This is a genomic window from Denitratimonas organivorans (genome assembly GCF_037478135.1).
Lineage (GTDB): Bacteria > Pseudomonadota > Gammaproteobacteria > Xanthomonadales > Xanthomonadaceae > Denitratimonas.
In genome coordinates this window covers 32,315-51,759 of sequence record NZ_JBBHDV010000007.1, presented here as the reverse complement: position 1 = coordinate 51,759, position 19,445 = coordinate 32,315, and the positions used below count along the sequence as shown (strand labels likewise).

The window sequence follows — 19,445 nt, the reverse complement described above, 5'->3', positions numbered from 1 at the left end:
CAGTGTAGTGCTCAGTCTGCCTGCAGACGGGCTTCGAGTTGGCGGATCACTGGCAGCAATGCGGTGCGGTCAAAGCGCGATGCGATCTTGGTCTTGGATGGCGCTGGCAGCGTTGCACCCTGCGCCACCAGCTGCGCGCTCAGGCCGAGGCGTGCCGGGGAATCCTGGGCGCTCTTGGCCGGCCCGCTGCCTTCCTGCACGAAGGTGCGGCTGGCACTGCGGAAGGCACGGGCTGGATAGGCGGGCTGGTGGTCCGGGTTGGTGCCGCCCATGTAGGCGGTCAGTTCGCCGGAGCCGTCATTGGTGCCCATTTTCATGACGTACAGCACGTAGTATTGGCGCCCGTACTGGTCGACACCATCCTTGACCACGGTGACATGCAGGCCGGTTGGCGCTTCGAAATAGCCGACGGCTTCGAAGTGCGTCAGTGCGTAGTCGCTGCAACCGCCGACCTGTGCATCGTCCGGGCGACAGCCCTCGTAGTACCAGATGCCATCGCTGCCACGGCTGTAGAGATCCAGCACCAGCACATCGGCCATGAAGGGGTAGTCGGCATTCGGGAAGCTCGAGATATCGGCGGTGATCTGCCATTCGCCGAGCATCTTTGTGGTGTCAACGCTGATGCTGTTCGGATCTTCGCCACTCCGCCAGAAATAGAACTCCTGGCGCTGGATCGGAATGCTGCGGCCATTGGGCCAGGTCAGCGTGGCGCGGCGGCTGTCGTCCGGGTCGAAGACGATCTTCAGCTTGCCGTAGCCCGGTTCGAGCACCGGACGTCCCGGATAGGGTTTGCCGATCGGCTGGACGTGATCGAAACCGAGCAGGTCGGCTTCGAAATAGGCGTTGCCATCGAGCCGTCCGGTGGAGGTGTACCACTTGGCGAAGCCGTTCTGGTCGCCGCCATAGATGGTCACGGCCATCATGTCGTCCTGCACCTCGATGGCATAGCCGGTGCCGGATTCGGCCGGGTTCCACCAGATGCCGGATTCCGGTTCGTAGGCGTGGACAGAGGTTGCGGCAAGGCCTGCGGCGGCAAGAAGGGTGAGAAGGATGCGTCGCATGGCGGAGCCCTCGGCGGAAGTGACCGGTTACGCTACCAGCCTGCACTTAATCGCCATTGAATCCAGCCGCGCGTTGCGTGACCGGGATCACCGCCCGGCGCCGTGTGCGGCCGATGTGGCCGAGCCGTCAGCGCCCATTGCGGCGCACCTGCTTGAGCCAGCGTAGCAGCGGTTCCCAGTCACCCTGGTGGTCGCGCACGTTGCCGGAGTTGTAGTCGTAAATGCATTTACCCAGGCTGGCCAGCAGCACATAGGCCTGGGTGTCGCGCAGTTGCGCCACCAGTTCCACCGGCCACTGGGAAAGTTGTTCGGTCACTTGTTGCGAAGCGTGCGTCCAGGGCTTGAGGCGGTTGGCGATCAGCCCGACCGGCAGTTCGCCACGCGCCACGCGCGGTACTTCGGCCAGCGGGTTCAGGAAGCGCACCGTGGCTTCCATGTCCAGCACCGAGGGCAGTACCGGCACCAGCAGCGCGTCGGCGAATTCCAGGTGTTTCTCCAGATCATCCGGCATCGCGCCGGCCGGCGCATCGATGACCACGCGCTGGGCCTTGTCCGGAATCTGCTGGCGCCATTGCCGCCGGGTGCCGTCCAGCGCCAGCACCGGCGCCGCACCGGCGGCTTCGCGCTTGCCGCACCAGATCCGCGCCGAGGCCTGCGGATCGGCATCCAGCAGCACGGTGCGTTTGCCTTTCAACGCGAAATGTCCGGCCAGCGTGGTGGAGATCGTGGTCTTGCCGACGCCTCCCTTGGCGCTGGCGACGAGGATGCGGAACATGGTGGACTCCGGCGCAGACGATGCCGAACTGTACCGCGCCGGCCGGTTGGCTGCCGCCAGCGCACATTACAATGGCCCGATGACTTCTATCTGCAATATCGCCGCCGCGCTGCCGGCCATGGCCGAGCGCCAGCCCGACACCATTGCGATCCGCTGCCCGAACGGAGTCGGCGAGGATGGCCGGGTGCGTTACGACATTGAACTTTCCTACCGCGAGCTGGAAACGCGCAGCAACGCGATCGCCGCCGCCCTGGCGCGCGCCGGCATCGTGCGCGGCACCCGCACCGCGCTGATGGTGCGGCCTTCGCCGGAACTGTTCCTGCTGATGTTCGCGCTGTTCAAGGCCGGTGCGGTGCCGGTACTGATCGATCCGGGCATCGACAAACGCGCCTTGCGCCAGTGCCTGGACGAGGCCGCGCCGGAGGCGTTCATCGGCATCCCGTTGGCGCACGCGGCACGGGTGTTGCTGGGCTGGGCGCGCAAAAGCTGCACGATCAAGGTCACTGTTGGGCGACGCTGGTTCTGGGGCGGACACACGCTCGACGGCCTGCTGGCGCAAAGCCGTGGCGATGGTTTCACGATGGCCGCCACCGCGCCCGATGACATGGCTGCGATCCTGTTCACCTCCGGCTCTACCGGAGTGCCCAAGGGCGTGGTGTACCGGCATCGGCATTTTGTGGCGCAGGTGGAAATGCTGGGTGCGGCGCTGGGTATCGAGGCTGGCGGCGTTGATCTGCCGACCTTCCCGCCGTTCGCGTTGTTCGATCCAGCGCTGGGCCTGACCAGCGTGGTCCCGGACATGGACCCGACGCGCCCGGCCAAGGCCGATCCGCGCAAGCTGATCGACGCGATCCAGCGCTTCGGTGTCACACAGATGTTCGGTTCGCCGGCGCTGCTGGATACGCTGAGCCGCTTCGGCGCGGCGCATTCGGTCAAGCTGCCGACGCTGCGGCGGGTAATGTCGGCCGGTGCGCCGGTGCCGCCGGCGGTGATCGAACGCATGGCCGCGATGCTGCCCGACGATGCCGCGATCTTCACTCCGTATGGCGCCACCGAGTGCCTGCCGGTGGCGATCATCGAAGGCCGTGAACTGCGCGACACCCGTGCCGCGACCGAAGCCGGCGCCGGCACCTGTATCGGCAAGCCGGTGCCGCCGAACGAAGTGCGCCTGATCGCGATCACCGATGAGCCGATCCCCGAATGGCGCGAGGAGTTGCAGGTGCCTCCCGGCCAAGTTGGCGAAATCGTTGTCGCCGGCCCGACCGTCACCGATGAATATTTCGCCCGCCCGCAGGCCAACGCAGTCGCCAAGATCCGCGAAACGCTGGCCGATGGCAGTTCCCGCACCCTGCACCGCATGGGCGATCTGGGCTGGCGCGATGAAGCCGGCCGGCTGTGGTTCTGCGGCCGCAAGAGCCAGCGCGTGGAAGCCGCCGACGGCCCGCTCTATACCGAGCAGGTGGAACCGGTTTTCAACACCCACCCGCAAGTACGCCGCAGCGCGCTGGTCGGCGTCGGGGAAAAGGGCGCGCAGTTGCCAGTGCTGTGCGTGGAGCTGGAACCTGGTGTGGCCGCAGGCGAGCGCGAACGGATCGAAGCCGAACTGCTCAACCTGGGCCAACGACATGCCCACACCGCGCGCATCCAACACCTGCTGTTCCACCCCGGATTCCCGGTCGACATCCGCCACAACGCCAAGATCGGGCGCGAGGCGCTGGCGCGCTGGGCGACTGAGCAGCGCGCAGCCAGATAAACCCAACCTCGACCCCGCCCATGCCCATGCCAATGTAGGAGCGCACCCGCAGGGGGCGCGAAATCCCGGTGGCAGACCTTGGCCGCGACAGGGCTTTATCTTCAAACCCCAACCATCTGATCGCGGGCAAGCCCGCTCCCACAGAAGCGTCGCTCCTGCCATCACGGTGGTGTCCGGGTCTTGGGAATCGCTCCGGGCGCCCCGATAATGCGCGGCATGAACATTCCCACCGACAACCTGCCCAGCGGCGTCAGCAGCGACAACCCCGAGCACGGCTTCCAGTTCCCCGGCGTCTTCGAGCTGTCCGCGATGGGCACCGCCGAGGCCGGGCTCGAAAAGTCGCTGCCGGTGCTGCTCGAAGCCAATGGCGTGAGCGTGCGTCATGAAACCGTGACGGTGCGTGCTTCCAGCGCCGGGCGCTATGTCTCGGTGCGCATCGCGTTCGAGGCGCACAGCCGCGAGCAGTACGTCGCCGCGCACGCCCTGCTGCGTTCGCATCCGGACGTGAAGTGGACGGTCTGATCGCCGAATCGCCTGATCCTGCGCCCGGCGGCAGCGTGCTGGTGCGCGAACTCGGGCGCCAGCCCTATGAAAAGGTCTGGCACGCGATGCAGGCCTTCACCGATGCACGCGGGCCGGACACCGACGACGAGATCTGGCTGGTCGAACACGATCCGGTGTTCACCCAGGGCCAGGCCGGCAAGGCCGAACACCTGCTGGCGCCCGGCGACATCCCGGTGGTGCCGGTGGATCGTGGCGGCCAGGTCACCTATCACGGGCCGGGCCAGATCGTGGCCTATCCGATGGTTGATCTGCGGCGTCTGGGCATCGGCGTGCGCGAGCTGGTCTGCCGCATCGAGCAGGCCATCATCGACACGCTGGACGAATTCGGCATCAGCGCCGAACGCCGGGAAGGCGCGCCCGGGGTCTATGTGGACGGCGCCAAGATCGCCGCGCTCGGGCTGCGGGTGCGGCGTGGATGCAGTTTCCACGGCCTAGCCTTCAATATCGCGATGGATCTTTCCCCGTACCAGCGCATCAATCCCTGCGGCTATCAGGGGCTGGCCATTACCCAGGTGGTAGACTTGGGCGGGCCTTCGCAGCCGGCCATCGTCGCGCCGGTACTGGTGCGCGAGCTGTGTCGTCAGCTTCGTCTCGTGCCGGTTTCCGTTTCCGCGCCTCCCTTGTAGGAGCGCACCCAAAGGGGGCGCGATGGCGCTTTCGATGCAGCCGATCCGCATCCCTTCCCCTGCGAATGCGCTCCTACAATGACCCTTCCGACCCCGCCTCCAGAGAGTCCGCACATGTCCGCCGTCCCCGCTCCCGAGAAGTCGATCCCGCTGCTGGTGGTCGGTGAAAAGCAACAGGGTGAGGACAAGATCGCCCGCAGCCCGGTGTCGTTCGATACCAATGCCCCGGCGCTGCGCAAGCCGTCCTGGATCCGGGTCCGCATTCCCAGCGGCAACGCGGTGCAGCAGCTCAAGGCCAAGCTGCGCGCCAACTCGCTGGTGACCGTCTGCGAAGAAGCCTCGTGCCCCAACATCCACGAGTGCTTCAGCCACGGTACCGCCACTTTCATGATCCTGGGCGAGGTGTGCACCCGGCGTTGTTCATTCTGCGACGTGGCGCATGGCCGCCCGGCACCGCCCGACCCGGCCGAACCGCTGCGTCTGGCGCAGACGGTCAAGGACATGGGCCTGAAATACGTCGTCGTCACCTCGGTCGACCGCGACGATCTGCGTGACGGTGGCGCGGCGCATTTCGTTGACAGCATCAAGGCGATCCGCGAATTCAGCCCCGGCACCCGGATCGAGATCCTGACCCCGGATTTCCGCGGCAAGGGCCGCATGGAGCGCGCGCTGGAAATCCTCGCGCACGCCCCGCCGGACGTGTTCAACCACAATCTGGAAACCGTCCCCAGCCGCTACCGCGACGTGCGCCCCGGCGCCGATTACGAATGGTCGCTGCGGCTGCTGAAGAACTTCAAGGCGCAGCATCCGGAGATCCCGACCAAGTCCGGCATCATGCTGGGCCTGGGCGAAACGCTGGAAGAAGTGATCCAGACCCTGCGCGACCTCCGCGCGCACGACGTGGACATGATCACCATTGGCCAATATCTCCAGCCCAGCGCCCACCACCACCCGGTGCTGCGCTACTGGACGCCGGAGGAATACGCCGAACTGGAACGCATCGGCCTGGACATCGGCTTCTCCCACGTCGCCTCCGGCGCGATGGTGCGCTCCAGCTACCACGCTGATCGGCAGGCGATGGAAGCGGGTGTGGTCAGCACGCCATAGGCTGAAGTCCGATTCGCCTTCGAGCTCCCTCTCCCCTGCTTGCGGGGGAGAGGGCTGGGGTGAGGGGGATTTCGCGACAGAGCGGGTAGCCCGGACAAGCGGCACGCATTCGGGCTCGGCCGTTCCCATGTTTTGTCAGTACCGCCCCTGCGCGCAGCTGCGTCTTGCCGGCTACCGGGCTGTCAGAGTTTGGGTGGGAGTCTGGGCTTGGTCATGTGCCAAGCCACTCCTTGTCACGCCGCGACAGGCGGCACGGACGGGCTGTTGGGGCTGTCGTCAGGGTGCTCGTTGTCGTTGGCCGGTGCATCGCGCCAGCGCCAGTCGGCCGGGGTCAGGGCCGGCATGCCGTGTGCGATGCGTGAGCGGTCGCATTGCGAGCTGGCGCGGCCGAACTCCCAGGAAGCCTCCACTTCACGGCAGACCGAGGGCCGGCGCGGGTGAATGGTGCAGCGCGAGTATTCGCCGATGCGCGCATCCAGTGCCACGCAGCGCACCGGTTCGGAGTAGGTGCCACGCATGCATAGGCGGTGCGGGTCGAGGGTTTCGGTCAGTTCATCCGGAACCCCGTCGGGGTTGACTGCGTCCGATTCCATCCAGTGGAAGGCGACGCGGAACTGGGTACAGCAGGCGCCACAGCGGAGGCAGGGATGCATCGGGGCGGGAATGCCGGGAAGGGCACGCATTTTTTTCCGTCGCGCGTCGCTGCGCAAGCGGTTTTTCATTTCCGGGCCGAAGCGGCCGTGGGCCGGGTTCAGCCTTCGCCCAGGCGCAGCGGCAAGCGCACGGTCACCTCGATGCCTTCGTCGGTGCGGCGGCTGCTCAAACCGTAGTTGGGGCCGTAAAGCTGCGCAATGCGGGCGGTGGCGTTGGTGACGCCGACGCTGTGCGGTGACTGATCATCGCAATGGCTGTGGTCGCGGATACGGATCACCAGGCTGTCATCCTCGGCGCGCACCGTGACGCGCGCGGCCACCAGCGTCATGGCTGGATCGTCACCGTGGCGCAGCGCGTTTTCGACCAGCGGTTGCAGCAGGAAGCGCGGCACCCGCGCGCGCGCCAGTTCGGGCGGCGAATCGACCTGCACGAACAGGCGTTCGGCATAGCGCAGCCGCATGATTTCCAGATACAGCTCCAGCAGCCGCAGCTCGTCGGCCAGCGTGGTTTCGGGGGTCTGTTCGCTGGTGAAGGAGTGCCGCAGCAGCGCGGTCATGCGCGCGATCATTTCCTCGGCCGCCTTGGGGTTGGCGTAGACCAGCTGGGCGATCGACTTGAGCGTGTTGAACAGGAAATGCGGTTCGAGCTGGCGTTGCAATACCAGCAGTTGCGCCTGGCTGAGCTGGGCACGCAATTCGACCGCTTCCAGTTCGCGGTTGCGCACGCCGCGGTAGCGGTCCACGACCAGGGTCAGCGCCACCACGACGGCATAGACGATGGCCTCGGCCGGCAATGCCAACAGGTAACGGTGCAGGCTCAGGCTGTAGTCGCCGGCGCCATCCAGCCCCGGCCACGTGATCAGCAGCTGGCGCAGCAGGCCGGTGGCGGTGGTGTGGGTGAAACCGACCGCGAGCACGATCAGCCCGTGCAACGGCAGATGGCGCGGCCAGCGTGGCCCGAATGGTGGCCAGCGCCGGGTGGCGTAGACCATCACCGGCACCAGCAGCGCCGCGACATAGGTGCCGGTGGCTTCCTCCAGCAGGATGCGCAGCCATTCGATCGAACGGTCCGAGGCCAGCCGGTCCAGATAGCGGTCCAGGAACAACAGCAACGCCACCGCCGTGGCCATCGCCAGCAGTCCGCCCCAGAGCTGGGTCGGAGTGAAGCGGCGCGACTTCATCGTTGGCGTTGGGCTGGACGACACGCGGAACACCAGGACAGGAGCGCAGGCATTGTAGAGGTCCGCGCCGTGCTTGCCAGTGCGGACGGTCCGGTCACGGCGTGGCCGGGGTCTTTTCGCCGGCTTCGATCAAGATGCGCAGACGGTTTTCCGGCGGCGCGGTGGGGCAGACCACATGCCCGTTGAGCGCGCAGGGCGGGTTGTAGGCGCGGTTGAAGTCCAGCACCACGCGGCCATTCTGCGGCGCGTCGGCATACAGGAAGCGGCCACCGCCGTAGGTGCTGCGGCCGGAACTGCGGTCGGCGAAGACGAAGAACAGCCGGCCCTCACCGGCATCCATCGGCCACAGCACCTGGCGCTGGCCGTCGTGTTCGAACACGGCCTGGCCGGACACCGTGCCGGATTCGGGCGTGCCCAGCACGGTCAGGTATTCCAGCGTGCGCGGCGGATCGAACGGCTCCCATTCGGCTTCGATCCGCCAGTTCCGGTCGACCGGAAAATGCGGGATGCCATCGAACTGCGCGCGCAGCGGCGAATCCAGATCGCGCAGGCGCCAGCCGACCAGATCGCCGGTGCGCACCACGTAGAACCAGGCGCTGTCGAAATCGATGCGGGTCGGGCCGCCTTCGTCCAGCTGGGTTTTCAGCGCCACGTCGTCGAAGGTGGCACCGTCGATGCGTCCGGCGCCATCGGGCGCGGAACGGAAGTGCGTCTTGCCGTTGCTGTCCAGTCGCAGCGTACCCAGCCAGGCCGGGCCCTTGGGCAGCACGATGTCGCTGTCCGGCGCCGAGCCGACGCGGCTTTCACCTTCGTGCACCAGCCCGGAACCGATGAAGCCCAGATAGCCGTCTGGCCGCTTCAACGCTTCGTAGCGCGCGCTGCGCCAGGCTTCGGTCGCGGCCAGATGGTCGTCATCCACGGACGTGGCCTCCCCGGCCGGCAGTGGCAACGCAATCAGCAGCAACAGCAGGGACAGCACGGAACGCAGGATCATCGGTGTGGCCGGCAGGGAAAGTGGCCAGCTTACCTGCTGACGGCGAACGACATCAGCGCGCGCCGATGGATTCCGGCGCGCGCGCAGGCTTCATTCCACCGTCACGCTCTTGGCCAGATTGCGCGGTTTGTCGACATCGGTGCCGCGGGCCAGCGCGACGTGGTAGGCCAGCAGCTGTACCGGAATGGTGTGCACGATCGGGCTCAGCACGCCGACATGGCGCGCGGTGCGGATCACGTGTACGCCTTCGGATTCGCTGAAATTGCTGTCGGCATCGGTGAACACGAACAGCTCGCCACCGCGCGCGCGCACCTCCTGCATGTTCGACTTCACCTTCTCCAGCAGGCTGTCGTTGGGCGCGATCACCACCACCGGCATGTCCTCGTCCACCAGCGCCAGCGGGCCGTGCTTGAGCTCGCCGGCGGGGTAGGCCTCGGCGTGGATGTAGGAGATTTCCTTGAGCTTGAGCGCGCCTTCCAGCGCGATCGGGTAGTGCACGCCGCGGCCGAGGAACAGTGCGTGCTGTTTCGGCGTGAAGTGCGCGGCCCAGCCGATGATCTGCGGCTCCAGGTTGAGCGCGTGCTGCACGCTGCCGGGCAGGTGGCGCAGTGCTTCGATGTACTCGGCTTCCTGGGCTTCCGGCAGGCGGCCGTTGAGCTTGGCCAGCGTCGCGGCCAGTGCAAACAGGCCGACCAGCTGGGTGGTGAAGGCCTTGGTCGAGGCCACGCCGATTTCGGCCCCGGCGCGGGTGTAGAACACCAGTTTGCTGGCGCGCGGGATGGCGCTTTCCGGCACGTTGCAGATTGACAGCGTGTGTTCGTGCCCGAGCGATCTGGCGTATTTGAGCGCCTCCATCGTGTCCAGCGTTTCGCCGGACTGGGAGATCGTCACCACCAGATGCTTCGGGTTCGCGACGGCGGTGCGGTAGCGGTATTCGCTGGCGATTTCGACGCTGCACGGCAGGCCGCTGATCGCCTCGATCCAGTAGCGCGCCACCGAGCCGGCGTAATAGCTGGTGCCGCAGGCCAGGATCTGCACGCCTTCGACCTGGCCCAGCACGGCGGCGGCATCCTTGCCGAACAAGGTCGGCTCGAAGCTGCCGGCGTCGATGATCGCTTCCATCGTGTCGCCCAGCGCGCGCGGCTGCTCGTGGATTTCCTTCTGCATGAAATGGCGGTACGGGCCCAGTTCCAGCGAGGCCAGCGAGACGTCGGAGAGGTGTTGCTCGCGCTGCACCGGCGCGTCATCGCCATCGAACATGGTGACGCCGGCGCGGGTGATTTCGGCGGTGTCGCCTTCTTCCAGGAAGATCACCCGGCGCGTGGCCTGCAGGATCGCCGAGACGTCCGAAGCGACGAAGTTCTCGCCTTCGCCCAGGCCGATCAGCAGCGGGCAACCCATGCGCGCCACCACCATCCGCTCCGGCTCGCGGCAGCTGACCACGGCCAGCGCGTAGGCGCCGTGCAGCTCCTTGACCGCACGTTGCAGCGCACCGAGCAGGCCACGCGCCGGGCCTGATCCGGGCGTGTCGTCGTCTTTCAGGTAGTGGTGGATCAGGTGCGCGATGACCTCGGTATCGGTCTGCGATTCGAATTGGTAGCCCAGCCCGATCAGGCGTTCGCGCTGCTGTTCGTGGTTCTCGATGATGCCGTTGTGCACCAGCGCCACACCGTGGCTGACGTGCGGGTGGGCATTGGATTCGGTGACGCCGCCGTGCGTGGCCCAGCGCGTGTGGCCGATGCCCAGCGTGGCGGAGAAACCCTCGGCGCCGGCCGCGCCTTCCATTTCGGCCACGCGCCCGGTGCGGCGTACGCGGCGGATGTTGGCCACGTCCACGATCGCGATGCCGGCCGAATCGTAGCCACGATATTCAAGCCGCTTCAGACCTTCGATGAGAACCGGAACCACATCGCGATCGGCGATCGCGCCAACGATGCCACACATGTAGATGCTCGCACTTGGGGAAGGGCGGCAAGTATCGCATGCGACCGTCCGGCGGCTGGGGCGAACGTCCGGCCGGACGTGGCGGACAGCGGGCGCAGCTGAGGCGAATCCATGGCAATCAATAGTTTGCGTCGGGTTTCAGGCTGGCACGCTCCATGCATCCTTCAAACGGAACAATGCCACCGGACACGGCCGTACCCATGATTCCCGACACTTCCGCCCAGGACCAGCGCCTGACTCCCGACCGCCGCGTGCCGCGGCAATGGCTGCTTGCTGGTGCTGGACTTGTGCTGCTGGTGCTGGCCCTGGTCTGGATCGCGGCACGCTGGTCCGGGGCGAGCCAGTCCTTCGATGCCTCGCGTCTGCGCATCGCGCAGGTGACGCGCGGTGATCTGGTGCGCGATATCGCCGCCGATGGCCGCGTCATCACCGCCAACAGCCCGACGCTGTACGCGATTGCCGGCGGCACCGTGAGCCTGAAGGTGGTGGCCGGCGATGCGGTGACGCGTGGGCAGGAACTGGCCAGCATCGACAGCCCGGAACTGCGCAGCCGGCTGGTGCAGGAAGCCGCCACCCTGGCCAGCCTGCAAGGCGAATCGCGGCGCGCCGGACTGGATGCACAGCTGGCCCGCTTCGAGGCGCAGAAACTGCTGGATCAGGCCCGCATCGAACACACCGCAGCGCAGCGCGAACTGGAGCGCAGCGAGCGCGCCTTCGAACGCGGCGCGGTGCCGCGCAACGATCTGGACCGCTCGCGCGACAACCTGCGCAAGGCCGAAGTGGGGCTGGAAGCGGCACGCCAGAGCCAGACGCTGCAAAGCCAGGGCGCGAACATCGATGCGCAGAACAAGCTCCTGATGGCCGAGCGCCAGCAGGCCGTGGTCGATGAACTGCAACGTCAAGTCGATGCACTGACGCTGCGTGCCCCGTTCGATGGCCAGGTTGGCCAGGTGCAGATGGCCCAAGGCAGCAATGTCGCGGTCAACGCGCCGGTGCTGACGGTGGTGGATCTGTCCGAATTCGAAGTGGAAATCCGCGTGCCGGAAAGTTTCGCGCGTGATCTGGCGATCGGCGTGCCGGCGCAGATCCGCAGCAGCGGCAGCGACTACGCGGCACAGGTGGCGGCAGTCTCGCCGGAAGTGGTCAACGGCGAAGTCACCGCGCGGCTGCGTTTCGGCGATGGCCAGCAACCGCCCGGCCTGCGCCAGAACCAGCGCCTGTCCGCACGCATCGTGCTGGACCGGCGCGACGACGTGCTGATGGTCGAACGTGGCCCGTTCCTGGAACAAGGCGGCGGCCGTTTCGCCTGGGTGGTGCATGACGGCGTCGCCGAACGCCGCCCGATCCAGGCCGGCGCCAGCAGCCTCAACGCGGTCGAAATCGTCTCCGGCCTGGCCGTCGGAGAGCAGGTCATCGTGTCCGGCGCCGACGGTTTCGGCGATGCGCAGCGCGTGAGAGTACGAGGGATTCGGGATTAGGGATTGGAGATTCGCAAGAGCGAAAAAGCCAAACCCACCCGTCGTCCCGCTTTACCAGTCCCCAATCCCTAATTTCCAATCCCGAGGTTTTTTATGCTGGACATGCGTCAGGTCACCAAGGTCTACCGCACCGAACTGGTCGAAACCCATGCGCTGCGCTCGCTCGATCTGCGCGTGGCCGAAGGCGAGTTCGTCGCCGTCACCGGCCCGTCCGGCTCGGGCAAGACCACCTTCCTCAACATCGCCGGCCTTCTGGAGACCTTCACGCGAGGCGAGTACGTGCTGGATGGCGTCGATGTCAAAGGGCTGAACGACAACGCCCGCTCGCGTCTGCGCAACGAGAAGATCGGCTTCATCTTCCAGAGCTTCAATCTGATCCCCGACCTCAACCTGTTCGACAACTGCGACGTGCCGCTGCGCTACCGCCGCATGCCGGCCGCCGAACGTCGCCAGCGCATCGAGGCCGCTTTGACCCGCGTGGGCCTGGGTTCGCGCATGAAGCACTACCCGGCCGAACTGTCCGGCGGCCAGCAGCAGCGTGCCGCGATCGCGCGCGCGCTGGCCGGTTCGCCGCGCCTGCTGCTGGCCGACGAACCCACCGGCAACCTGGATTCGCAGATGGCGCGCAGCGTCATGGAGCTGCTGGAAGAGATCAACGCGCAGGGCACCACCATCGTCATGGTCACGCACGATCCGGAACTGGCGGCGCGGGCGCAGCGCAATGTGCACATCGTGGACGGCATCGCGACCGATCTTTCCACCGGGCCGGCGCTCGGGCGCGTTCCGCGTCCGGGCCACGGTGCCGCGGCGGCCGGTGTCTGAGGGCCGCGCCATGTTCGGTTATTACCTCAACCTCGCCCTGCGCAGCTTCCGCCGCAACAAGGCGCTCACCGCATTGATGGTGCTGGCGATCGCGCTGGGCATTGGCGCATGCATGACCACGCTCACCGTGTTCCGCGTGCTTTCCGGCGATCCCATTCCGGAAAAGAGCGATCGGCTGTTCTACGTACAGCTCGACCCACAGCCCCTGCGCGGCATGCTGCCCGGCGAGGAGCCGGAGGATCAGGTCACCCGCCTGGATGCCGAAACCCTGCTGCGCGAAAAGCGCGGCCTGCACCAGGCCATGATGACCGGCGGCTCGGTGACAGTGACGCCCGAACGCGGCGACATTGCGCCGTTCTACACCGACGCACGCTATACCAGCGCCGATTTCTTCCCGATGTTCGCCACCCCGTTTCTGCATGGCACCGGCTGGCGCGCCGAGGACGACGACGCCAATGCGCGCGTGGCGGTGATCTCCAGGGAGCTCAACGAGCGGGTATTCGGCGGCCAGGACAGCGTCGGCAAGACCCTGGCGATCGGCGATACGCCATTGCGCATCGTCGGTGTGCTCGGCAACTGGCAACCCACGCCCAAGTTCTACGACATGAACCAGAGCCGCTTCGGCACGGTGGAGGACGTGTTCGTCCCGTTCTCCACCTCGCGCGACCTGAAACTGGGTCGCAGCGGCAAAATGAACTGCTGGGGAGATACGGGCGGTGACGAGACCGGGCTCAATGCACCGTGCGTGTGGATGCAGTACTGGGTGGAACTGGAACACTCGGGGCAGGCGGCCGATTACAAGGCGTATCTGGACAACTACTCCGCCCAGCAGAAAGCCGCCGGCCGTTTCGAGCGCGAGCCTAACACGCGCCTGCGCAACGTCATGGCATGGCTGGACTACAACCGCATCGTGCCCAACGACGTGGTAATGCAGCTGTGGCTGGGTTTCGGTTTCCTGCTGGTGTGCCTGCTCAACACCGTGGGCCTGCTGTTGGCCAAGTTCCTGCGCCGCAGCGGGGAAATCGGCGTGCGACGCGCGCTGGGCGCCTCGCGGCTGGAAGTTTTCAAGCAATGCCTGGTCGAGGCCGGCACGGTGGGCCTGGCCGGCGGCACGATCGGGCTGGGGCTGGCCTTGCTGGGGCTGTGGGCGGTGCGGCAGCAGCCGACCAGCTACGCCCGGCTCGCCCACCTGGACGGCACGATGCTGTTGACCACCTTTCTCATTGCCGTTGTCGCCAGCCTGCTTGCCGGCCTGCTGCCCGCATGGCGCGCGATGCAGGTGACGCCGGCCATCCAGCTCAAGTCCCAATAATCGCCTGAGGCCCGAACCATGGAAATTCGCCCCATTCTTTCCACCCTGCGGCGCCACAAGACGGCAGCGGCCTTGATCGTTCTCCAGATCGCCCTGACCTGCGCCATCATCTGCAATGCGCTGTTCATGGTCGGCCAGCGCATTGCGGAGATGCGCGAAGTCAGCGGCATCGCCGTCGACGAACTGCTGCGCATCCAGATCATTCCCATCGGCGAGGAAGCCAATGCGCAGGCGCAAACCCGCTCCGACCTGGCGCTGCTGCGCAACCTGCCCGGCGTCGTCGCCGCCACCACCAGCAACCAGGTACCGTTCGTCAATTCGTCCTGGAACAGCAGCGTCAACCTGCAACCGGAGCAGGAACGGCCAACGCTCAACGCGACCAACTACATGGGCGAGGAGCAATTCATGGACACCTTCGGCCTGAAGCTGGTGGCCGGGCGCAACTTCGAGGCCGGCGAATACCTCACGCTGGAGGAGCTGAACGCGCCGGATCGCACTACCGGCTATCCCAGCGTCATCGTCACCCGGACGATGGCCGAACGCCTGTTCCCCGGCGAGGACGCGGTGGGCAAGTCGATCTACCTCGGCAGCAGCACGCCCACGCGCATCGTCGGCGTGATCGAGCACCTGGTGCGCCCGAGCCGGCAGGGCGGCCCATCGGCGCGCGAGTACACGATGATCCTGCCGATCCGCGCCACCTACGATCTTGGCGCCCAGTACATCGTGCGCACCTCGCCCGAGCGGCGGCAGGAGGTGCTCGCGGCGGCGATCGCGGCGCTGCGCGGCAACGGCCCGGTGCGCATCGTCATCGATGAAAACACCAAGCCCTTCTCCGAACTGCGCAGCGAGTTCTACCAGCAACAGCGCGGCATGGCCTGGCTGCTGGGCATCGTCTGCGCCGCCCTGCTGCTGGTGACGGCGCTGGGCATCGTAGGTCTGGCCAGTTTCTGGGTGCAGCAGCGCACCAAGCAGATCGGCGTGCGGCGCGCCCTGGGTGCAACCCGCGGCCAGATCCTGCGCTACTTCCAGGTGGAGAACTTCATCCTTGCCGGCATCGGCATCGTGCTCGGCATGCTGGCGGCGTTCGGCATCAACCAGTGGCTGATGAGCCAGTACGAGATGTTCCGGCTCCCACTCGTCTACCTGCCCATCGGCGCCGTGGCGCTGTGGCTGCTCGGCCAGATCGCCGTGTTCGGGCCGGCCCGGCGTGCCGCTGCCGTGCCGCCGGCCATCGCCACGCGCACCGCGTGATGCGTGTCAGCGAGCGATGCCGCGTTGCGTGAGCCAGTACACCGCAAAACTCGCCAGCCAGTGGCTGCCGGCGTAATGGGCGTCGCTGACGCCCGCTGCGCCGGCCTCGCCATGCGCCTTCGCGGCGACGTGCAGCGCGGCACGGCGAGCATCGCTTTCCGGCAGGCCGGCGGCGATGCCTTCCAGCATCCAGGCACGGCTGAGGTTGAGGCCGTCGATGTGGGCGAGCTTGCCGTCGGCGCGATCGCTGACTTCGCCCACGGGCAACCACTCCGGTTGGCCGATGCTGGGCAGGAAGGCCGAAAGCCATTCGGCAAAGCGTTCCGGCGGCAGCAACCGGCGCATGAAATCGGCTTCGGCCAGGCAGGGCGAAAGGAAATCGTGGCCGGAGGGTTCGTAGGCCAGCGGGCAGTCGCGATCGGCGCTGTAGAAGCGCTGCCCGGCATCGGCCAGCAGGGCACGCAGCGTGCTGTTTTCGACTTGCACGGCGTAGTCGTGGATCAGGCCGAAGGCGAAGGCGGTCTGGTAGTGCTCGCCGCCACGGATGGGGTAGCGCAGTTTCGGCAGCCAGTCGGACAGGCGATGCACGGTGACTTCCTCCAGCGGCCGCAGCCACTGCCGCCAGTGGCGTGCATCGGCGTCGTCCCATTGCTCCAGTTCGGCCACCAGTTGCAGCAGCCAGGCGTGGCCGTAGGGGCGCTCGAATCCGGCCCGCTCCGGGTGCGCCATATAGGCTGCTTCCTGCAGCAGCCGGCTCTGCGTCAGGTTGCGCGCCAGTGCGGCTTTCGCGTCGGCCGCAAAGCCGGCCTCCGGATGCAGTCGCGCCAGCCGCACCAGCAGCCAGTGGCCATGCACCGAGGAGTGCCAGTCGAAGCAGCCGTAGAACGCCGGGGTCAGCCGGCTGGGCCGGTCCACGTCCTGCGCATCGGCCATCACGTGGTGCACGATGTTGGGGAATTCCTTTTCCACGCAGGCCAGCGCCAGCGCCGCGAAACGCCCGGCCCGGGCTTCGTCCAGCGGCTGGGCGTCGGCCGGTGCCAGCCAGACAAGGCCGAGAAGAAGTACGGCGAGGATGCGGTGTCGGCAGGGCATGGGCAGGTTCCGGTGACGGGTTCGCGGCGATGGTACCGCGACGCCGGAACAGCCGGCGCGCGCGCCTGCCGCAGCACAGGTACGCTTGCCGGCCGGGTTGCTTCACCGATGGTTTCCTGAAGGTTTTCCGCATGTCCACCGTTCTTGTCATCGATGACAACCACGCAGTGATCACCGCGCTGGAGACGTTGTTCTCGCTGCACGACATCCGCACGCTCGGTGCCGATTCGCCCGAGGCCGGGCTGGAAGTGCTGGAAAGCGGCGGCATCGATCTGGTGATTTCGGACATGAACTTCCGCGCCGATACCACGTCCGGCGAAGAAGGCGTGGCGCTGTTCCGGCAGATCCGCGCATGCAATCCGGACATGCCGGTGATCCTTTTGACCGCGTGGACGCATCTGGAAGCGGCAGTGGAACTGGTCAAGGCCGGTGCCGCCGATTATCTGGGCAAGCCCTGGGACGACCAGAAGCTGCTGACCTGCGTCAACAACCTGCTGGAACTGGCGCAGACCCGCCAGGCATTGACCGAACACCGCGCCGGTGAGCGCAACCGGCACGCCGCACTGGCCACACAGCACGATCTGCGCGGTCTGGTCTGGGCCGATCCGGCCAGCGAGGCGCTGCTGCGGCTGGCCTTGCAGGTGGCGCGCTCGGATCTGCCGGTGCTGATCACCGGCGCCAATGGCAGCGGCAAGGAAAAGTATGCCGAGATCGTGCATTTCAATTCGCCGGTGCGGGGCGGGCCGTTCATCGCGGTCAACTGCGGCGCGCTGCCGCAGGATCTGATCGAGGCTGAACTGTTCGGTGCCGAGCCCGGTGCGTTCACCGGCGCCGGCAACAAGCCGCGTGCCGGCAAGTTCGAGGCGGCCGATGGTGGCACTCTGTTCCTGGATGAAATCGGTACGATGCCGCTGGCCGGTCAGGTCAAGCTGCTGCGGGTGCTGGAGACCGGCCGTTTCCAGCGCCTGGGCAGCAACAGCGAGCGTCAGGTGACGGTGCGCGTGGTCAGCGCCACCAATGCCGATCTTGCCGCGATGATCGCCGAAGGCCGCTTCCGCGAGGATCTCTACTACCGCCTCAACGGCATCGAATTGCAGCTGCCGCCGCTGGCGCAGCGCCCGCGCGACATCCTGCCGCTGGCACGGCATTTCCTGCCTGAAGGCGCGCGCTTTTCCGACAGTGCGCAGCAGGCCCTGCTGGCCCACCCCTGGCCGGGCAATGTGCGTGAACTGCGCAATGCGGTGCAGCGCGCCGCACTGCTCTCCGGTAAACACATCGAGGCGGCGGCGCTGGGCCTGCCGCCAGCGGCCAGCACTACACCGGTGAATGCGGGGAACGAACCGGACCGGGCCGCGATCGAGGCGGCGATGCAGCGCGCCGGTGGCGTGCTGGCGCAGGCCGCCGCCGAACTGGGCCTGTCGCGTCAGGCGCTGTACCGGCGCCTCGAACGCTTCGGCATCGGGCGCGAATAGGCCGGGCCGGACACGATGCGCTCCCTTCGCGCGCTGCCGTTGGCGGTCTGGATGCTGGCGCTGATGCTGCTGGGCATCGTGCTGGCGGCGGCGGGCGTGGTGCTGTTCTCGCACTGGTTGCCGCCGTGGCTTGCCGCGCTGTTGTCTGTGGCGGTGACGGGTGTAGTGATGGCGTTGTTGGTCTGGCGCGCGCTGGTGCCGCTGCGGGCGCTGTTCCGTGCGCTGGCCGGCACCGTGGCCGGCTATCGCGATGGTGATTTCAGCTTCGGCATCCGCTGGGATGGCCATGCCGATGTGCGCGAACTGGTCGATGCCCACAACGCCCTCGGCCAGGCCCTGCGCGAGCAGCGCGTGAACCTGGTGCAGCGCGAACTGCTGCTGGACACGGTGGTGCAGAACACGCCGGTGGCGATGCTGCTGCTGGATCCGTTGCAGCACGTGGTGCTGGGCAATCTCGCCGCGCGCCGCCTGTTCGGCGAAGGCCGCAAACTGGAGGGCCGCCACTTCGACAAGCTGCTGACGCAGCTGCCGGACACCATGCGCGATGCATTGGCACGTGGCGGCGACAGCATGTTCAGCGCTGGTGAAGAGCAGGACATCTTCCAGCTGACCCGGCGGGTATTCCGCCTCAACGGCCGCCCGCACGAACTGCTGCTGTTGCGCCAGGTCACGGCCGAACTGCGTCGTCAGGAAGTGCGTACCTGGAAGAAGGTGATCCGCGTCATCAGCCACGAGCTGAACAACTCGCTGGCACCGATCGCCTCGCTGGCGCATTCGGGCCGGGAGCTGCTGAAGCGCGGCAAGCTGGAAAAACTGCCGCTGGCGCTGGACACCATCGAGGAGCGTGCGCGCCATCTGGAGCGTTTCCTGCGCGATTACGCCCATTTCGCCAAGCTGCCGGCGCCGCGCATCGAGGAAGTGGATTTGCGCAGCTTCATCGAGCGCCTCGGTACGCAGGTGGAATTCGTGCTGCACGGGCCGCTGCCACAGAGGCGGGTGCTGTTCGATCCGGCCCAGATCGAACAGGCCTTGCTGAACCTGCTCAAGAACGCGCACGAAGCTGGCGGCGATCCGGCCCAGGTCCGGCTCGGCTGGCAGCTTCATGCCCGGGGATGGCGGATCGAAGTGAGTGACCGGGGCGCCGGCATGAATCCGGCCGCGCTGGAACATGCACTGCTGCCGTTCTATTCGACCAAGCGCAGCGGCACCGGTCTGGGTCTGGCGCTGGCACGCGAAATCGCGGAAGCCCATGGCGGCCATCTGGGTCTGGCCAACCGTGAGGACGGCGGTTTGCGGGTTTGGCTGGTGCTGGCGGCCGATGCGCCCGCGATGAGCTGATCGCATTGACGGCATGGTTCGC

Annotated in this window: 17 protein-coding genes; 10 read left to right on the top strand and 7 right to left on the bottom strand. The window is 66.9% G+C overall.

Features of this window, described 5'->3' with window-relative positions; genetic code table 11:
- Window positions 1–11: 11 nt before the first annotated feature.
- Together WDB66_RS08985 and WDB66_RS08980 are read right to left on the bottom strand one after the other, a co-directional pair.
- On the bottom strand, window positions 12–1,061 hold the full coding sequence (locus WDB66_RS08985) for a hypothetical protein (RefSeq protein ID WP_339398216.1): 1,050 nt from the start codon (window positions 1,059–1,061) through the stop codon (window positions 12–14).
- Window positions 1,062–1,188: 127 nt separating this feature from the next.
- On the bottom strand, window positions 1,189–1,836 hold the full coding sequence (locus WDB66_RS08980) for a nucleotide-binding protein (protein ID WP_339398215.1): 648 nt from the start codon (window positions 1,834–1,836) through the stop codon (window positions 1,189–1,191).
- Between the two features lie 79 nt (window positions 1,837–1,915).
- On the opposite strand from WDB66_RS08980, the gene oleC reads away from it, so the two are divergent.
- The 4 genes from oleC (at window position 1,916) to lipA (ending at window position 5,886) form a co-directional block, all read left to right on the top strand.
- Complete coding sequence (gene oleC, locus WDB66_RS08975) at window positions 1,916–3,589, top strand: olefin beta-lactone synthetase (RefSeq protein ID WP_339398331.1); 1,674 nt, start codon at window positions 1,916–1,918, stop codon at window positions 3,587–3,589.
- A gap of 216 nt (window positions 3,590–3,805) precedes the next feature.
- Entirely contained in the window at window positions 3,806–4,111 is a 306-nt protein-coding gene (locus WDB66_RS08970; protein ID WP_339398214.1) for a DUF493 family protein, read from the top strand.
- Window positions 4,099–4,779 (top strand): lipoyl(octanoyl) transferase LipB, encoded by a 681-nt coding sequence (gene lipB, locus WDB66_RS08965; protein ID WP_489670844.1) that lies wholly within the window; start codon window positions 4,099–4,101, stop codon window positions 4,777–4,779. The genes WDB66_RS08970 and lipB overlap by 13 nt, the downstream gene beginning before the upstream one ends.
- Window positions 4,780–4,893: 114 nt before the next feature.
- On the top strand, window positions 4,894–5,886 hold the full coding sequence (lipA, locus tag WDB66_RS08960; protein ID WP_339398213.1) for a lipoyl synthase: 993 nt from the start codon (window positions 4,894–4,896) through the stop codon (window positions 5,884–5,886).
- Window positions 5,887–6,119: 233 nt separating this feature from the next.
- On the opposite strand, the gene WDB66_RS08955 is transcribed toward lipA, so the two are convergent.
- The 4 genes from WDB66_RS08955 to glmS all read right to left on the bottom strand — a co-directional run bounded on the left by WDB66_RS08955 (window position 6,120) and on the right by glmS (window position 10,658).
- Window positions 6,120–6,539, bottom strand: a complete 420-nt coding sequence (locus tag WDB66_RS08955) for a YkgJ family cysteine cluster protein (RefSeq protein WP_339398329.1) — start codon at window positions 6,537–6,539, stop codon at window positions 6,120–6,122.
- Window positions 6,540–6,637: 98 nt separating this feature from the next.
- The gene (locus tag WDB66_RS08950) at window positions 6,638–7,744 is read right to left on the bottom strand and encodes a sensor histidine kinase (RefSeq protein WP_339398212.1); all 1,107 of its coding nucleotides are present in this window, start codon (window positions 7,742–7,744) and stop codon (window positions 6,638–6,640) included.
- Between the two features lie 70 nt (window positions 7,745–7,814).
- Window positions 7,815–8,714 (bottom strand): DUF1684 domain-containing protein, encoded by a 900-nt coding sequence (locus WDB66_RS08945; protein ID WP_339398211.1) that lies wholly within the window; start codon window positions 8,712–8,714, stop codon window positions 7,815–7,817.
- A 90-nt stretch (window positions 8,715–8,804) separates the two neighbouring features.
- On the bottom strand, window positions 8,805–10,658 hold the full coding sequence (gene glmS / locus WDB66_RS08940) for a glutamine--fructose-6-phosphate transaminase (isomerizing) (RefSeq protein WP_339398210.1): 1,854 nt from the start codon (window positions 10,656–10,658) through the stop codon (window positions 8,805–8,807).
- 200 nt (window positions 10,659–10,858) lie between these two features.
- On the opposite strand from glmS, the gene WDB66_RS08935 reads away from it, so the two are divergent.
- The 4 genes from WDB66_RS08935 to WDB66_RS08920 all read left to right on the top strand — a co-directional run bounded on the left by WDB66_RS08935 (window position 10,859) and on the right by WDB66_RS08920 (window position 15,521).
- Window positions 10,859–12,136: an efflux RND transporter periplasmic adaptor subunit gene (locus WDB66_RS08935; protein WP_339398209.1), complete on the top strand. Its 1,278-nt coding sequence runs from the start codon at window positions 10,859–10,861 to the stop codon at window positions 12,134–12,136.
- A 93-nt stretch (window positions 12,137–12,229) separates the two neighbouring features.
- Window positions 12,230–12,958: an ABC transporter ATP-binding protein gene (locus tag WDB66_RS08930; RefSeq protein ID WP_339398208.1), complete on the top strand. Its 729-nt coding sequence runs from the start codon at window positions 12,230–12,232 to the stop codon at window positions 12,956–12,958.
- 10 nt (window positions 12,959–12,968) lie between these two features.
- Window positions 12,969–14,270, top strand: a complete 1,302-nt coding sequence (locus WDB66_RS08925; RefSeq protein WP_339398328.1) for an ABC transporter permease — start codon at window positions 12,969–12,971, stop codon at window positions 14,268–14,270.
- An 18-nt stretch (window positions 14,271–14,288) separates the two neighbouring features.
- Window positions 14,289–15,521 (top strand): ABC transporter permease, encoded by a 1,233-nt coding sequence (locus tag WDB66_RS08920; RefSeq protein ID WP_339398207.1) that lies wholly within the window; start codon window positions 14,289–14,291, stop codon window positions 15,519–15,521.
- Between the two features lie 6 nt (window positions 15,522–15,527).
- Here the strand turns inward: WDB66_RS08920 and WDB66_RS08915 are convergent, their stop codons facing one another.
- On the bottom strand, window positions 15,528–16,613 hold the full coding sequence (locus tag WDB66_RS08915) for a DUF2891 domain-containing protein (protein WP_339398206.1): 1,086 nt from the start codon (window positions 16,611–16,613) through the stop codon (window positions 15,528–15,530).
- 131 nt (window positions 16,614–16,744) lie between these two features.
- On the opposite strand from WDB66_RS08915, the gene WDB66_RS08910 reads away from it, so the two are divergent.
- Complete coding sequence (locus WDB66_RS08910; RefSeq protein WP_339398205.1) at window positions 16,745–18,085, top strand: sigma-54-dependent transcriptional regulator; 1,341 nt, start codon at window positions 16,745–16,747, stop codon at window positions 18,083–18,085.
- Window positions 18,086–18,100: 15 nt separating this feature from the next.
- Window positions 18,101–19,423 (top strand): sensor histidine kinase, encoded by a 1,323-nt coding sequence (locus WDB66_RS08905; protein ID WP_339398204.1) that lies wholly within the window; start codon window positions 18,101–18,103, stop codon window positions 19,421–19,423.
- The last annotated feature ends 22 nt before the right edge of the window (window positions 19,424–19,445 follow it).

Excerpts from the sequence above, each read along its gene's own strand:
- WDB66_RS08980 (WP_339398215.1), bottom strand. The coding sequence starts at position 1,836 with ATGTTCCGCATCCTCGTCGCCAGCGCCAAGGGAGGCGTCGGCAAGACC.
- WDB66_RS08915 (WP_339398206.1), bottom strand. The coding sequence starts at position 16,613 with ATGCCCTGCCGACACCGCATCCTCGCCGTACTTCTTCTCGGCCTTGTC.
- WDB66_RS08970 (WP_339398214.1), top strand. The coding sequence starts at position 3,806 with ATGAACATTCCCACCGACAACCTGCCCAGCGGCGTCAGCAGCGACAAC.
- oleC (WP_339398331.1), top strand. The coding sequence starts at position 1,916 with ATGACTTCTATCTGCAATATCGCCGCCGCGCTGCCGGCCATGGCCGAG.
- WDB66_RS08905 (WP_339398204.1), top strand. The coding sequence starts at position 18,101 with ATGCGCTCCCTTCGCGCGCTGCCGTTGGCGGTCTGGATGCTGGCGCTG.
- WDB66_RS08955 (WP_339398329.1), bottom strand. The coding sequence starts at position 6,539 with ATGCATCCCTGCCTCCGCTGTGGCGCCTGCTGTACCCAGTTCCGCGTC.
- WDB66_RS08985 (WP_339398216.1), bottom strand. The coding sequence starts at position 1,061 with ATGCGACGCATCCTTCTCACCCTTCTTGCCGCCGCAGGCCTTGCCGCA.
- WDB66_RS08935 (WP_339398209.1), top strand. The coding sequence starts at position 10,859 with ATGATTCCCGACACTTCCGCCCAGGACCAGCGCCTGACTCCCGACCGC.
- WDB66_RS08930 (WP_339398208.1), top strand. The coding sequence starts at position 12,230 with ATGCTGGACATGCGTCAGGTCACCAAGGTCTACCGCACCGAACTGGTC.
- WDB66_RS08925 (WP_339398328.1), top strand. The coding sequence starts at position 12,969 with ATGTTCGGTTATTACCTCAACCTCGCCCTGCGCAGCTTCCGCCGCAAC.
- WDB66_RS08910 (WP_339398205.1), top strand. The coding sequence starts at position 16,745 with ATGTCCACCGTTCTTGTCATCGATGACAACCACGCAGTGATCACCGCG.
- glmS (WP_339398210.1), bottom strand. The coding sequence starts at position 10,658 with ATGTGTGGCATCGTTGGCGCGATCGCCGATCGCGATGTGGTTCCGGTT.
- lipA (WP_339398213.1), top strand. The coding sequence starts at position 4,894 with ATGTCCGCCGTCCCCGCTCCCGAGAAGTCGATCCCGCTGCTGGTGGTC.
- WDB66_RS08945 (WP_339398211.1), bottom strand. The coding sequence starts at position 8,714 with ATGATCCTGCGTTCCGTGCTGTCCCTGCTGTTGCTGCTGATTGCGTTG.
- WDB66_RS08920 (WP_339398207.1), top strand. The coding sequence starts at position 14,289 with ATGGAAATTCGCCCCATTCTTTCCACCCTGCGGCGCCACAAGACGGCA.